This window comes from Variovorax sp. GW821-FHT09B01 (genome assembly GCF_059418345.1).
On the sequence record NZ_JBWKPQ010000025.1, the window covers coordinates 1 to 14250 of the forward strand.

A 14250-nucleotide genomic window follows, 5' to 3' on the forward strand; every position below is an offset into this window, starting at 1 on the left:
AGCCTCGCCGCGGCGGCCCGCGCCGCGCGGCGCACCGGCCGAGCTGCGCGCGCCCACCCGGCACGCAGCCGCCGCGCCGGGCGAGGTGCTGCTGCGCGTCGACGGGGCCGAGAAGCGCTTCGGCGGGCTGGTCGCGGTCAACCGCGTCTCCTTCGAGGTGCGCGGCGGCGAGATCGTCGCGCTGCTCGGGCCCAACGGCGCCGGCAAGAGCACGCTGTTCAACCTGATCACCGGCCTCCTGCCCGCCAGCGCCGGCGCGATCACCCTGCGCGGCCAGCGCATCGATGCGCTCGGCGCGCGCCACGTGGCCGCGCGCGGCGTGGCGCGCACCTTCCAGCACGTGAAGCTGGTGGCCGACATGAGCGTGCGCGACAACGCGGCGCTCGGCTGCCACCTGCTCGGGCGCGACGGCTGGCTGCGCGCCATGCTGCGGCTCGATCGCCGCGAGGAGGCCGCGATCGAGGCCATGGCGCTGGCGCAGCTGCGGCGCTGCGGCCTCGAGGATCTCGCGGATGCGCCCGCCGCCAGCCTGCCTTTGGGCAAGCAGCGCATCCTGGAAATCGCGCGCGCCCTGTGCGCCCGCCCGCAGCTGCTGCTGCTCGACGAGCCCGCGGCGGGCCTGCGGCACCAGGAGAAGAAGACCCTGGCCGCGCTGCTCAAGCAGCTGCGCGGCGAGGGCGTGACCGTGCTCATCGTGGACCACGACATGGAATTCATCATGGACATCGCCGACCGCCTGGTCGTGATGCAGTTCGGCCAGAAGATCGCCGAGGGCGAGGCGCAGGCGGTGCGCGACGACCCGCGCGTGCAGCAGGCCTACCTGGGGAGCGCGGCATGACGCTGGAAGCCCGCGCCCTGTGCGCGTTCCATGGCCGCATCCCGGCGCTGCACGAGGTCGATGTGTCGGTACCGGCCTCGGGCATCGTCACCGTGGTCGGCCCCAACGGCGCCGGCAAGTCCACGCTGCTGGCCGCGCTCATGGGCCGGCTGCCGATGAGCGGCGAGGTCCGGCTCGACGGCACCGACCTGCGCTTCGTCTCGCCCGAGCGCCGCGTGGCCATGGGCCTGGCGCTGGTGCCCGAGCAGCGCGACCTGTTCGGCACCATGAGCGTGGCCGACAACCTCGAGCTCGGCGCCTTCTGCTGGCGCCGCGCGGGCCGGCGCGCGATCGCCGCCGAGATGGAACGCGTGTATGCGCTGTTCCCGCGCCTGGGCGAGCGGCATGCGCAGCTCGCGCACACCCTTTCGGGCGGCGAGCGGCAGATGCTCGCGCTGGGCCGCGCGCTGATGGCGCGCCCGCGCATCCTGCTGCTCGACGAGCCGAGCCTGGGGCTCGCGCCGCTGGTGGTGCGCGACATCTTCGCCACCGTGCGGCGGCTGCAGACGCAGGGCGTGGCGATCCTGCTGGTCGAGCAGAACGCGCGCGCCGCCTTCGAGGTGGCCGACCATGCCTACGTGCTCGAGATGGGCCGCGTGAGCCTGCAGGGGCCGGCCGCGGAGGTCGCGCGCGATGCGCGCGTCGCCGACAGCTACCTGGGGCGGGCCGCGGCGCCGTCCACCCCGATCGAATCGACGCCGCCCGAGAAGCTCGCGGCCTGACGAAGGAGACCCCCGATGAACGAAGAATCCCTCGCGCTGCGCGAGCGCCCTGTCGCCACCGTGATCCGCCAGCTGCGCGAACGCTTCGGCGAGCGCTGCGCGACCGGCCAGGCGGTGCGCGACCAGCACGGCAAGGACGTGTCCTTCCATCCGCTGCATGCGCCCGACGCGGTGGTGTTCGCCGAATCGACCGAGGAGGTGGCCGCGGTCGCGCGGCTGTGCCACGCGGCCTCGGTGCCGATGATCCCGTTCGGCACCGGCACCTCGTGCGAAGGCGGCGTCGCCGCGCTGCATGGCGGCATCTGCATCGACCTCTCGCGCATGAATGCCGTGCTCGAGATCCACGAGGCCGACTTCGACTGCCGCGTGCAGGCCGGCGTGACGCGCAAGCAGCTCAACGCGGCGCTGCACGGCAGCGGCCTGCATTTCCCGATCGATCCCGGCGCCGATGCCTCGATCGGCGGCATGGTGTCGACGCGCGCCTCGGGCACCAACGCCGTGCGCTACGGCACCATGCGCGAGAGCGTGATGTCGCTCGAGGTGGTGCTGCCCGACGGCGAGGTGGTGCGCACCGGCGGGCGCGCGCGCAAGTCGGCCGCGGGCTACGACCTCACGCACCTGTTCACCGGCGCCGAGGGCACGCTGGGCATCGTCACCGAGGTGGGCCTCAGGCTGCATCCGCTGTCCGAGCAGATCGCGGCCGCGCGCTGCGGCTTTCCCGACCTGCGCGCGGCCATCGAGGCGGTCACCGCGATCATGCAGACCGGCGTGCCGGTGGGCCGCATCGAGTTCCTCGATGCGCAGCAGGTCGAGGCATGCAACCGCTACGCGAAGCTCGGGCTGCCGGTCATGCCCACCTTGTTCCTCGAGTTCCACGGCGCGCCCGAGAGCGTGGCGCAGCAGGTGCGCGTGGCCGAGGAGCTCGCGGCCGAGCACGGCGGCGTGGGCTTCGCCTGGGCCGACACGCCCGAGCAGCGCAGCCGGCTCTGGCAGGCGCGCCACGACGTGTGGTGGGCCGCGCTCGCGCTGCGCCCCGGCTGCCAGGGCATGCCCACCGATGCCTGCGTGCCGATCTCGCGCCTGAGCGAGGCGGTGCTGGCGGCGCGCGCCGACGTCGAGGAACTCGGGCTCACCGCGCCGATGTGCGGCCACGTGGGCGACGGCAACTTCCATCTGTGCGTGGTGGTCGATCCTGCCGATGCCGACGAGATGGCGCGCGCCGAGACGCTCAACGCGCGGCTGATGCGCCGCGCCATCGCGATGGGCGGCACCTGCACCGGCGAGCACGGCATCGGCTACGGCAAGCTCGACTTCCTCGAACTCGAGCGCGGCGCTTCGATGCGCGTGATGGCGGCGATCAAGCAGGCGCTCGATCCGCGCGGGGTCATGAATCCGGGGAAGGTGCTGCGGCAACGCAGCGTTTGAATCTTTTCCGCTAGAGCGGCACCCGCGTCAGATCGAGCCGGGTGTCGTTCTTCACTTCGCGCAGCGCCACCGAGGTCTTGATCTGCCGGATGCCCTCGAGCTTCAGCATGAAGCGGTGCAGGAAGCGGTCGAAGGCCAGCGCGTCGGGCACCACGATCTTGAGGATGTAGTCGCCGTCGCCGGTGGTGACCCAGCATTCGAGGATCTCGGGCGTGGCCTGCACCGCGCGCTCGAAGGCAGCCACCACCGTTTCCGAATGCCGCTCGAGGCTGATCTGCGTGAACATGCAGCCGTGCAGCCCGACCTTGTTGCGGTCGACCAACGCGACGAAGCGGCGGATGATGCCGCTGTCCTCGAGTTCGCGCAGCCGGCGCCAGCAGGGCGCCGAGGACAGGCCCACCTCGTCGGCCAGTGCCTGCACCGTCATGCGGCCGTCGGCCTGCAGCAGGTCGAGGATGCGGCGCGTGGGCGCGTCGGACAGCGGCGTCGAATCGGTCTTTCCCATGGCGGCGTTCTCCGGAATGAAACATGCCGGGTTGTCACCAACACCGCATGGATCGCAATTATATATGCTGTCCAGACGGATTAATATTTGATCTTCCCCCCGATGGACGGATCCACACCATGCAGACAGAAGAAGCAGCGCCCGCGCTGGAGACAGGCTACCGGCTCGAAGACAACCGCACCGCGCGCGAAGGCCGCGTGTTCCTCACCGGCACGCAGGCGCTGGTGCGCCTGCTGTTTCGCCAGCAGCAGGAGGACAAGGCCCGCGGCTGGAACACCGCCGGCTACGTGAGCGGCTACCGCGGTTCGCCGCTCGCGGGCGTCGACACCGAGCTGTGGCGCGCGAAGTCGGACCTGGCCGAGCACGGCATCCGCTTCCTGCCGGCCATCAACGAGGACCTGGCCGCCACCGCGGTGATGGGCACGCAGCAGGTCGGCCTGGACCCCGAGCGCGAGGTCGATGGCGTGTTCGCCATGTGGTACGGCAAGGGGCCGGGCGTGGACCGCGCGGGCGATGCAATCCGTCACGGCAACGCGGCCGGCACCTCGCGCCGCGGCGGCGTGCTGATGGTGGTGGGCGACGACCATGCGGCCACCTCGTCGTCGATTCCCAATGCCAGCGACCTGTCGCTGATGGGCTGGGGCATCCCGATCGTGCATCCGGCCTCGGTCGATGAGTACGAGGCCTTCGGCCTCTGGGGCTGGGCCGCCTCGCGCCATGCCAGCACTTGGGTCGCGTTCAAGGCGATCTCGGAGACGGTCGAGAGCGCGCGTTCGGTCGAGGCCTCCTCGGGCGCGGCGCTCGCGTTGCCCGACGCGTCGGACTTGCCCGACACCTCCGCGCTCGAATACCGCACCAGCGACTTCCTCACGCCGGCCGTCGAGCTGCGGCTGGCCGCCAAGCTCGAGGCCTTCAGCGCCTTCGCGCGCGGCAATCCGCTCGATCGCCTGGTGGTGTCGGCGCCCGGCGCCACGGCCGGCATCGTGGCGGTCGGCAAGTCCTTCCACGACCTGATGGAGGTGCTGCAGCGTTGCGGCCTCGGCGCCGACGACCTGCCGGCGCTCGGCCTGCGGCTCTACAAGCCGGGCCTGGTGTTCCCGCTCGATGCCGAGGGCGCCGACCGTTTCTGCGAAGGGCTGTCGCATGTGCTGGTGATCGAGGAGAAGGCCTCGGTGGTCGAGCAGCAGCTCAAGGACCGGGTGTTCAACCGCGCGCGCCGGCCCACGGTCTGCGGCAAGCAGAACCTCGAGGGCCATCCGCTGCTGGCCTGGACCGGCCAGCTCTCGCCCGCGAGCATCGCCGCCGCGCTGCTGGCGTGGCTGCGCGCCGTCGACCATCCACTGGCCGCGCGCATCGACAGCGCGCGCTTCGCCGCGCGCGCTGCGCTGTCGAACGAGGCCGACGGCATGCGGCGGCTGCCGTACTTCTGCTCGGGCTGCCCGCACAACAGCTCGACCAAGGTGCCCGAGGGCAGCCAGGCGCAGGCCGGCGTTGGCTGCCACTACATGGCGAGCTGGATGGACCGCGGCACCGGCGGCCTCACGCAGATGGGCGGCGAGGGCACCGACTGGCTCGGGCGCGGCGCCTTCACGCGCGTGCCGCACGTGTTCCAGAACATGGGCGAGGGCACCTACTTCCACTCGGGCTACCTCGCGATCCGGCAGGCGGTGGCGGGCGGCGCCAACATCACCTACAAGATCCTGTTCAACGACGCGGTGGCGATGACCGGCGGCCAGCCCGTCGACGGCCAGACCAGCGTGCCGCAGATCTGCACCCAGGTCGCGAGCGAGGGCGCGCGCAAGGTGGTGGTGGTGACCGACGAGCCGCAGCGCTACCACGGCGTGACGCTGGCCGCGGGCGTGCAGGTGCGGCACCGGCGCGAGCTCGACATGGTGCAGCGCGAGCTGCGCGAGATCGCGGGCGTCACGGTGCTGGTCTACGACCAGACCTGCGCGGCCGAGAAGCGCCGCCGCCGCAAGCGCAAGAGCTATCCCGATCCGGCGCGGCGCGTGCTCATCAACCCCGAGGTCTGCGAAGGCTGCGGCGACTGCGGCACGCAGTCGAACTGCCTGTCGGTCGCGCCGCTCGAGACCTCGTTCGGCCGCAAGCGCCAGATCGACCAGTCGAGCTGCAACAAGGACTTCTCGTGCGCCGAGGGCTTCTGCCCCAGCTTCGTGAGCGTGCTCGGCGGCAGCCTGCGCAAGGGCACGGCGGCCGCGCCTGCGCAGGACCCCGAGGCGCTCGCGGCCGCGCTGCCGCTGCCCGCGCTGCCTTCGCTCGCGCAGCCCTTCGACCTGATGATCGCGGGCGTCGGCGGCACCGGCGTCATCACGCTCGGCGCGCTGATCGCGATGGCCGCGCACCTCGAGGGCAAGGGCATCTCGGTGCTCGACTTCACCGCGCTCGCGCAGAAGGGCGGTTCGGTCGTGAGCCACGTGCGTCTGGCCGACACGCCCGATCGCCTGCACGCGGTGCGCCTGCTGCCGGGCACCGCGCGCACCCTGATCGCCGCCGACCTGGTGGTGGGCGTGCTGCCCGACGTGCTGGGCGTGATCGGCGAGGGCCGCACGCGCGTGGTGGTCAACACCCACCTGCAGACCCTGGCCGAGTTCACGCGCCAGCCCGATCTGCCCTACCGCGAGGACGCGCTGCTCGCCAAGATCGAGGCCGCCGCGGGTGCCGCGCAGGTCGAGCGCATCGATGCGAACGCCACCGCCAAGGCGCTGCTCGGCGACGCCATCGGCGCCAACATGCTGATGCTCGGCCATGCCTGGCAGCAGGGCGGCGTGCCGGTCAGCCTGGCGGCACTGATGCGCGCGATCGAGCTCAACGGCGTGGCCGTGGCCGCCAACAAGCGCGCCTTCGCGGCCGGCCGGCTCACGGCCGCCGATCCGCAATGGCGCCAGACGCTGATGGGCGACCCCGGCAGCGTCGTCACGCTGAACCTGCCGCAGTCCTTCGAGAAGCTGCTCGACGAGCGCGTGCGCTTCCTCACCGACTACCAGGACGCGCGCTATGCGCGCCGCTACCTCGACACCGTGCGCCGCGTGGAGGCCGCCGAGCGCGCCGTCGCGCCCGGCGCGCGGCGGCCGCGGCTGGCGGAAGCGGTGGCGCGTTCGCTGTTCAAGCTGATGGCCTACAAGGACGAGTACGAGGTCGCTCGGCTGCATGCGCGGCCCGAGTTCCTGCAGAACCTGCGCAGCCAGTTCGAGGGCGACTTCAAGCTGCAATTCCACCTGGCGCCGCCGATCTTCGAGAAGCGCGGCGCGGATGGAAAGGTGCTAAAGCGCAGCTTCGGCGCCTGGATGCTCCCGGTGTTCTGCACGCTCGCGGCGCTGCGCGGCCTGCGCGGCACGCCGCTCGATCCCTTCGGCTGGCTGGCCGAGCGGCGCGAGGAGCGCGCGCTGGTGGTCGAGTACGAAGGGCTCGTCGGACGCCTGCTCGACGGGCTGACGAGCGAGCGCATCGGCAGCGCGGTGGCAGTCGCGGCGCTGCCCGAGAAAATTCGCGGCTACGGGCACGTGAAGGCGCGCGGCATCGCCGAGTACCGTCGCAACCTGCCCGTGCTGCTGGCGGCGCACGATGCACCGCCGCCCGCGATGCAGCCGCCCGCGCTGAAGACCGCTTGAGCCAGGAGCACCCGCCATGCCCATCGCCCTTGATTGCCGCTACCGCCCCGGCGGCGCGCGGGACCGCCTGCCGATCCGCGCGGTCCACCTCGACTACATGATCGCGAACCAGGCGCGCGTGCTGCACGGCGGCCCGTCGCTGGTCGACGGCGAGCTGGTCGGCATGTACCTGCTGCTGGCCACCGACGACCCCGCGCAGGCCGACGACTTCCTGACCGGCGAGCCCTATGCGCGCGCCGGGCTGTTCGCCGAGGTGCGGCGCACGCTCTTCACGGGCTATCTGCCCGAGCCGCGCGAAGGCTTCCTGCACGAACTGCGGCGCGAGGCGGCGCGCGGGGTCCCGGCATCGGACTGAGGCCGCGCGGCGTGCCTGCGCTAAAGTCCCCGGCCATGCCGTCCAAAGAGAGTGCCTCCCCCATGCCCCGCGATGCCGCCAGCGTTCAACCCGACGGCATCCTGCGCCTGAACGACTGGCTGCCCTACCAGTGCTCGGTCATCACGAACCGCGTGAGCGGCATGCTGGCGCGCATGTACTCGGAGGAACTCGGCATCGGCGTGGTCGAGTGGCGCGTGCTCGCCAACCTGGTCGCGTTCTCGCCGATGTCGGCGACCGAGCTGTCGGAGAGCACGGCCATGGACAAGGTCAGCATCACGCGCGCGCTGAACCTGCTCGTGACCAAGAAGCTGGTCTCGCGCCGCGTCGATGCCAAGGACCGCCGCAAGGTCGTGCTGCGCCTGACCAAGACCGGCGCCGACGCGTACGAGCGCGTGATGCCGCTGGCGCGCGCCATCGAGCAGGAGCTGACCAGCGCGCTCACGCCGCAGGAGCTCAAGACCGTGCAGGCCGCCATGCAGGTGCTGGTGGCGCGCGCCAACGCCACGCTGGACGACACGCGCGACTGGCGCGAGCTCGCGCCGGTCGACGCACTGCCGGCGGCCGCGGCCGTCTGAATCCCCGCGCGGCCGGCGCCGCGCCTTCCCCCTTTGCGATCGATCCGCGCCGCGCGGAGGCATGTGCGCGCCCGCTTGCTGGCGAGCCCACGGACAGAAGCAAGAAATCAATTTCCAAAAGAAACAGTTTCACAATGAAATGAATAAGCCTAGAATCCGGCGCACCCCCTAAAAAAAGGAGACAAGCCATGATTCGACGCCGCGACATCCTTGCCGGTTCGGCCTGCGCCGCAGCGGGTGCGCTGATCCCGGTCTTCCCCCTGGCGGCCGCCGCCGAAACCCCGCCCACGCTGTCGAAGACGGCGCGCATCGTGATGGGCTTCCCCGCGGGCGGCTCGGGCGATTCGATCGCGCGGCTGCTGGCCGAACGCATCAAGGGCAGCTACGCGCCGGTGGTGCTGGTCGAGAACCGCGTGGGCGCGGGCGGGCGCCTCGCAATGGACCACGTGAAGGCGGCGGAGGCCGACGGCAGCGCGCTGGTGCTGGCGCCCGCCTCGGTGATGGTGATCTATCCGCACGTCTACAAGCGGCTGTCGTACGACCCGCTCAAGGACTTCGCACCGGTGTCGACCGTGTGCACCTTCCAGTTCGGCCTCAGCGTGGGGCCGGCGGTGCCGCCCGAGGTGCGCACCGTGCAGCAGTTCGCGCAGTGGTGCAACGCCAATCCCTCGAAGGCCAGCTTCGGCTCGCCGGGCGAAGGCACGATGGCCCACTTCGCGGGCGTGGTGATCGGCAAGGCCGCGGGCATGAACCTCACGCACGTGCCCTACAAGGGCGGCGCGCCCGCGATCCAGGACGTGGTGGGCGGCCAGATCGCGGCCTCGGTCAACGTGCTGAGCGAGCCGCTGCCGTTCGCGAAGGAAGGGCGCATCCGCGTGCTGGCCACCACCGGCTCCGCGCGCTCGCCCTATCTGCCCGAGGCGCCCACCATGCGCGAGGCCGGCTTTCGCGACTTCGACATCCAGGAGTACTTCGCCGTCTGGGCGCCCGCCAAGACCCCGCCGGCCGTCGCGAACGCACTGGCCGCGCAGATCCGCGACGCCGTGGCCACGAAGGAACTGCAGGAGGCCTATGCCGCGCGCGCCTTCCTGCCGAGCGCGGTCACGCCGCGCGAACTCGACGCCATGGTGCGCGCCGATCTCGCCAAATGGGCGCCGATCGTGCAGTCCACCGGTTTTTCCATCGACAGCTGAAGCCAGGAGAATTCAATGACCCAGAAGGAACGTGCAGAGGTGCTCGGCACCGCGTTCATGGAGTTCGCAAGTCCCGACCCGCAGGCGCTGGCCGCCGTGCTCGAGCGCATGGGCTTTCGCACCGTCGCGCGGCACCGCGCGGGGCATGCGCTGCTGATGCGGCAGGCGGGTGTCGAGTTCATCGTCGGCACGCGCCAGGATGGGCATGCGATGCGATTCGCTGCCCACCACGGACCGTCGTGCGCCGGCATGGCCTTTCGCGTGGCCGACAGCGCGCGTGCGATGACGCTGGCCCGCGAGCGCGGCGCGCAGCCGCTCGACGCGGCGGCGACGTCGCTGCTGCCGGACTGCGCACTGCAGGGCATCGGCGGCAGCGCACTCTACCTGGTCGACGACGCGGCGCTCGCGGCGCTGCACGCGCAGTTCGAGTTCGATCCGGCCGCCGTGCCCGACACCGGCGCGGACTTCGCCCCCTTCGTGCGCGTCGACCACGTCACGCACTGCGTGCACCCGGGCAACATGCCCCAGTGGGTGGACTTCTACAAGAACATCTTCGGCTTCGAGGAGGTGTTCAAGTTCGTCGCCGGCGACGCCAGCAACGGCTTCGACACGATCGCGGTGCGCGATCCCGCGAGCACCGCCTGCGTGACCGTGGTGTCGCCCATGGGCCGCAGCTCGCAGATCCAGGAGTTCATCGACGAGTACAACGGCGAGGGCATCCAGCACATCGCGCTGTTCAGCGACGACCTCTACACCAGCGTCGAGCGGCTGCGCGGTGCCGGCGTGGAGTTCCTGCCCACGCCCGCGGCCTACTACGACGCGCTCGACACCCGGCTGCCGGGCCATGGCGAGGACGTGGCGCGCATGAAGTCGCTGGGCATGCTGCTCGACGGCGCCGCCACCGGCGAGAACCCCGACGCGCGGGCGCGCTTCCTGCTGCAGATCTTCACGCGCAAGATGATCGGGCCGATCTTCTTCGAGGCCATCCAGCGCAAGGGCGACACCTCGTTCGGCGAGGGCAACGCCAAGGCGCTGTTCGAGGCCATCAAGCGCGAGCAGGCGGGCGCGGACGCGCACTGAGACCATGGCCTGGCTCGTCCGTTGCCTCTATCGCCCCGGCGGCGCGCAGGACCGCCTGCCGGTGCGCGCCGACCACATCCGCCACATGCTGGCCTGGCTGCCCCGCACCGTGTTCGGCGCGGCGCTGCTCGACGCCGATGTGCGCGAGCCGACCGGCATGGTGGTCGCTCTGTCGGTCGCCTCGCGCGCCGAGGCACGGCGCTTCATCGACGCCGAGCCCTACAACCGCGCGGGCCTGTTCGCCACCGTCGAGCTCACGCCGCTGGTCCAGATGACCCCGCCCCACACGCCCGAATTCCTGCAGGCCGAACTGCGCAAGTGCCCGTGAACCGTCCATGAACAAACCCATCGTCCTTCCCATGCGCGCCGGCATCGCCTCGCGCCAGGCCCACGCGGACATCCCGCCCGGCACCTACGAGCGCGAGATCGGCCGCGAGGGCTTCGGCGGCCAGGCCACGCACATGTACCACCGCCATGCGCCCACGGCCTGGCTGCGCTGGGACGGTCCGCACCGCCCGCGCGCCTACGACCTCAACCAGCTGCCGGCCGCCGCGCAGGGCCTCGACTGCCCGCTCGACGCGCCGCTGGTCGCGGGCAATGCCCACATGCGGCTGCGCTGCTGGAAGCCCTCGGCGCCCATGCGCCACCTGGCGCGCAACGCCGACGGCGACGAGCTGCTGTTCGTCCACGAGGGCGGCGGCGATCTCTACTGCGACTACGGCCACCTGCGCCTGCGCGACGGCGACTACCTGCTGCTGCCGCGCGGCACCGCCTGGCGCTACGAGCCCGCGGCGCCGTCCTTCCTGCTGCTGCTCGAAGCCACGGGCGACAGCTTCCGCCTGCCCGAGCGCGGGCTGCTCGGCGAGCATGCGCTGTTCGATGCCGGCGTGCTCGACGTGCCGCAGCTCGACGAGGCCTTCGTCGCGCAGCAGCACGCCGCGCCGCGCGAGTGGGCCGTGCGCATCCAGGCGCGGCACCGCGTGTCCACGCTGACCTATCCGCACGACCCGCTCGACGCGCTGGGCTGGAAGGGCACGCTCGCGCCGGTGCGCCTCAACTGGCGCGACATCCGGCCCGTGCTCAGCGCGCGCTACCATCTGCCGCCCTCGGCCCACACCACCTTCCTGACGCAGCGCGTGGCGGTCTGCACCTTCTGCCCGCGGCCGGCCGAGACCGACCCGGGCGCGCTGAAGGTGCCGTTCTTCCATTCGAACGACGACTACGACGAACTGCTGTTCCTGCACGCGGGCCGCTTCTTCAGCCGCGACGGCATGGGGCCGGGCGCGATGACCTTCCATCCCGCCGGCTTCCCGCACGGGCCGCATCCCGCGGCCTACCGCAACAGCCTGTCGGCGCCGCGCACCGAGCTGCACGAGGTCGCCATCAACATCGATGCGCGCGATCCGCTCGACATCGGCCCGGGCATGGCGGCCTTCGAGCGCGCGGAGCATGCCGACTCCTGGCGCGGCTACCTCGATGCGCCCGAAGACAAGACCGAACAGGTGACCGCATGAGACTCGCGACGCTGAACAACGGCCGGCGCGACGGCCAGCTCGTGGTGGTGTCCGCCGATGCGCGGCGCTGCCTCGCGGTGCCCGAGGCCGCGCCCACCTTGCAGGCCGCGCTCGACGACTGGGATCAAGCGGCGCCGCTGCTGCGCGCGGCCGCGGCCCGGCTCGACGCCGAGCCCGCCGCGGGCCAGCCGCTCGAACTCGCGGCGCTGCTGGCGCCGCTGCCGCGCGCCTACCAGTGGGTCGATGCCAGCGGCTACCTGTCGCACATGGAGCGCGTGCGCCGTGCGCGCGGCGCCGAGATGCCGCCGTCGGCGCGCACCGAGCCCGTCATCTACCAGGGCTTGTCGGACCGCAACCTCGCCTGGTGCGAGGACATCCCCGCCGACCCGGCCTGGGGCACCGACCTCGAGGGCGAACTGGCCGTGATCGTCGGCGACCTGGGTCCCGCGCCCACGCCCGAGCAGGCGCTGGCCCAGGTGCGGCTGCTGGTGCTGGTCAACGACGTCTCGCTGCGCGCGCTGATCCCGGGCGAACTGGCCAAGGGCTTCGGCTTCTTCCACGGCAAGCCCGCGAGCGCCTTCGGCCCCTTCGCCGTCACGCCCGACGAACTGGGCGCCGACTGGCGCGAGGGCCGCGCCTTCGGCCGGCTGCGCGTCGAGGTCAACGGCCAGGTGCGCGGCGAGCTGCGCACCGGCGACGACCAGGACTTCAGCTTCGTCGACATCCTGCGCTATGCCACCCGCACGCGCGGACTCGGCGCCGGCAGCATCGTCGGCGCCGGCACGGTCTCCAACCGCGATGCTTCGCGCGGCGTGGCCTGCATCGTCGAGCAGCGCACGCTGCAGCAGCTCGCGGGGCAGGGGCCCGATGCGCTGGCGCCGTACCTGGTGCCGGGCGACACCGTGGGCCTGTCGTTCCACACCGACGACGGGCGCGAGCTGTTCGGCCGCATCGAGCAGAAGGCGGTGGCCGCATGAACGATGCGACCCTGGCCTGCATCGACGACCTGCGCGGCTGGCTCGGCGAGCGGCTGTCCACGGCGCCGGCCGTGCGCGACCAGCATGGCCGCGACACCACCTTCCATCCGGTGATGCCGCCCGATGCGGTCGCGTTTCCGCAGACCGTGGCCGAGGTGCAGCGCATCGTCGCCACCTGCGCCGCGCGGCGCGTGCCGCTCGTGGCCTTCGGCACCGGCACCTCCTGCGAGGGCCACATCGCTGCGCTGCGCGGCGGCATCAGCCTGGACACGCGCGGGCTGGACCGCATCCGCGAGGTTCGCGCGGCCGACATGGACGCGACCGTCGAGGCCGGCGTGACCCGCAAGAGCCTCAATGCGCACCTGCACGGCACCGGCCTGCAGTTCCCGGTCGATCCGGGCGCGGACGCCTCGATCGGCGGCATGGTGTCGACGCGCGCCTCGGGCACCAACGCCATGCGCTACGGCACCATGCGCGAGAACGTGATGGCGCTCGAGGTGGTGCTGCCCGACGGCGAACTGATCCGCACCGGCACGCGTGCGCGCAAATCCGCGGCCGGCTACGACCTCACGCGCCTGTTCGTCGGCGCCGAGGGCACGCTCGGCATCGTGACGGCGGCGACCGTGCGCCTGCATGCGCTGCCCGAGCACGTGGCGGCCGCCACCTGCGCCTTCGGCACCTTGCGCGCGGCGGTCGACACCGTGATCGAGACGCTGCAGGCCGGCGTGCAACTCGGCCGCGTCGAACTGCTCGACGCGCTCCAGGTGAAGGCCGTGAACCGCTACTCGCGGCTCGGCATGGCGGTCGCGCCCACGCTGTTCTTCGAATTCCACGGCAGCGAGCCCGAGGTCGCGCACCAGGTGAAGGTGGTGCGCGAGATCGCGGCCTCGCACGGCGGCCAGGACTTCGCGTGGGCGCACCGGCCCGAGGACCGCAGCCGGCTGTGGCAGGCGCGGCACGACATCTGGTGGGCCAACAAGGGCCTGCGTCCCGGCGCCGAAGGCCTGCCCACCGACGTCTGCGTGCCGATCTCCGAACTGGCCGACCAGATCGAGGCCGCGCAGCAGGACGTGCGGGCCGAAGGGCTGATCGCGCCGATCTGCGGCCATGTCGGCGACGGCAACTTCCACCTGTGCTTCATGGTCGACCCGTCGGACCCCGCCGAGATCGCGCGCGTGAAGGCCGCCTATGCACGAATGATCCGGCGCGCGCTCGCGGTCGGCGGCACCTGCACGGGCGAGCACGGCATCGGCCACGGCAAGGTCGAGTTCCTGCGCGAGGAGGCCGGCGGCGGCTTTCGCGTCATGCAGGCGCTGCGCGCCGCGCTCGATCCGCTCGGCATCCTGAACCCCGGCAAGGTCACCGGGTTCTTCTGAG

The 14250-nt window shown here is 71.9% G+C and carries 13 protein-coding genes; 12 read left to right on the top strand and 1 reads right to left on the bottom strand.

Features of this window, described 5'->3' with window-relative positions:
- From AC07RV_RS38180 to AC07RV_RS38190, 3 genes are all read left to right on the top strand, one after another.
- Positions 1 to 838, top strand: an 838-nt coding sequence (locus tag AC07RV_RS38180) for an ABC transporter ATP-binding protein (RefSeq protein WP_495338104.1), incomplete at its 5' end; no start/stop codon positions are given.
- On the top strand, positions 835 to 1599 hold the full coding sequence (locus AC07RV_RS38185) for an ABC transporter ATP-binding protein (protein WP_296779558.1): 765 nt from the start codon (positions 835 to 837) through the stop codon (positions 1597 to 1599). The genes AC07RV_RS38180 and AC07RV_RS38185, both read left to right, overlap by 4 nt.
- A 15-nt stretch (positions 1600 to 1614) precedes the next feature.
- Positions 1615 to 3024: an FAD-binding oxidoreductase gene (locus tag AC07RV_RS38190; protein WP_296779561.1), complete on the top strand. Its 1410-nt coding sequence runs from the start codon at positions 1615 to 1617 to the stop codon at positions 3022 to 3024.
- Between the two features lie 10 nt (positions 3025 to 3034).
- Here the strand turns inward: AC07RV_RS38190 and AC07RV_RS38195 are convergent, their stop codons facing one another.
- On the bottom strand, positions 3035 to 3529 hold the full coding sequence (locus AC07RV_RS38195) for an Lrp/AsnC family transcriptional regulator (RefSeq protein ID WP_057589770.1): 495 nt from the start codon (positions 3527 to 3529) through the stop codon (positions 3035 to 3037).
- 119 nt (positions 3530 to 3648) lie between these two features.
- On the opposite strand from AC07RV_RS38195, the gene AC07RV_RS38200 reads away from it, so the two are divergent.
- The 9 genes from AC07RV_RS38200 (at position 3649) to AC07RV_RS38240 (ending at position 14249) form a co-directional block, all read left to right on the top strand.
- Positions 3649 to 7158: an indolepyruvate ferredoxin oxidoreductase family protein gene (locus AC07RV_RS38200; protein ID WP_296779565.1), complete on the top strand. Its 3510-nt coding sequence runs from the start codon at positions 3649 to 3651 to the stop codon at positions 7156 to 7158.
- A 16-nt stretch (positions 7159 to 7174) separates the two neighbouring features.
- On the top strand, positions 7175 to 7513 hold the full coding sequence (locus tag AC07RV_RS38205; RefSeq protein WP_296779568.1) for a YciI family protein: 339 nt from the start codon (positions 7175 to 7177) through the stop codon (positions 7511 to 7513).
- 62 nt (positions 7514 to 7575) lie between these two features.
- A complete protein-coding gene (locus AC07RV_RS38210) occupies positions 7576 to 8109 on the top strand; it encodes a MarR family winged helix-turn-helix transcriptional regulator (protein WP_296779571.1) in 534 nt (177 codons plus the stop codon).
- 188 nt (positions 8110 to 8297) lie between these two features.
- Positions 8298 to 9302: a Bug family tripartite tricarboxylate transporter substrate binding protein gene (locus AC07RV_RS38215; RefSeq protein ID WP_296732266.1), complete on the top strand. Its 1005-nt coding sequence runs from the start codon at positions 8298 to 8300 to the stop codon at positions 9300 to 9302.
- Positions 9303 to 9317: 15 nt separating this feature from the next.
- Entirely contained in the window at positions 9318 to 10382 is a 1065-nt protein-coding gene (gene hppD, locus AC07RV_RS38220) for a 4-hydroxyphenylpyruvate dioxygenase (RefSeq protein ID WP_296779573.1), read from the top strand.
- Between the two features lie 4 nt (positions 10383 to 10386).
- The gene (locus tag AC07RV_RS38225; protein ID WP_296779576.1) at positions 10387 to 10710 is read left to right on the top strand and encodes a YciI family protein; all 324 of its coding nucleotides are present in this window, start codon (positions 10387 to 10389) and stop codon (positions 10708 to 10710) included.
- 7 nt (positions 10711 to 10717) lie between these two features.
- Positions 10718 to 11896 (top strand): homogentisate 1,2-dioxygenase, encoded by a 1179-nt coding sequence (locus tag AC07RV_RS38230; protein ID WP_203207864.1) that lies wholly within the window; start codon positions 10718 to 10720, stop codon positions 11894 to 11896.
- The gene (locus tag AC07RV_RS38235; RefSeq protein ID WP_296779583.1) at positions 11893 to 12873 is read left to right on the top strand and encodes a fumarylacetoacetate hydrolase family protein; all 981 of its coding nucleotides are present in this window, start codon (positions 11893 to 11895) and stop codon (positions 12871 to 12873) included. Before AC07RV_RS38230 ends, AC07RV_RS38235 begins: the two co-directional genes overlap by 4 nt.
- Entirely contained in the window at positions 12870 to 14249 is a 1380-nt protein-coding gene (locus AC07RV_RS38240) for an FAD-binding oxidoreductase (RefSeq protein WP_296779586.1), read from the top strand. Before AC07RV_RS38235 ends, AC07RV_RS38240 begins: the two co-directional genes overlap by 4 nt.
- Position 14250: the final 1 nt, after the last annotated feature.